The sequence below is a fragment of the Halorubrum sp. SP3 genome, assembly GCF_005435195.1.
GTDB classification, from domain to species: domain Archaea; phylum Halobacteriota; class Halobacteria; order Halobacteriales; family Haloferacaceae; genus Halorubrum; species Halorubrum sodomense.
Genome location: NZ_SGTU01000555.1, coordinates 1 through 305, shown reverse-complemented (window position 1 = coordinate 305; position 305 = coordinate 1). Strand labels below are relative to the sequence as shown.

The following is a 305-nucleotide window of genomic DNA, read 5'->3' as shown; positions in this document are numbered from 1 at the left end:
GATCGCGATCTCGTCGTCGTCATTTAAATACGCGTACCGCCCGTTCGGGCCGTCGGCCGGCTGGATCGCGAGGTCGCCGTCGGCGACGGTGTCCGCGTCGCCGTCGATCACCGCCGCACCCGTGGCGAACGCGAGCGACCCTGCGGCTACGAGGAGGAGGGCGAGGGTCAGGGTGCGGCGGGCGGTGGGCATCGGTGGTTATTCTACAGTATATACTCTACTAGCTTGGTTATGCTGTATCTGAAAACGTTCTGGCTCAGATTGAAGCCGATGAGTCAGTCGAATACACTATTTGACTCCGGATA

1 pseudogene is annotated in these 305 nt (G+C 60.3%); it reads right to left on the bottom strand.

What is annotated here, in order from left to right:
• Positions 1-192, bottom strand: a pseudogene (locus EXE42_RS17535) (DUF1102 domain-containing protein); the annotation flags it as partial.
• Between the last annotated feature and the right edge of the window lie 113 nt (positions 193-305).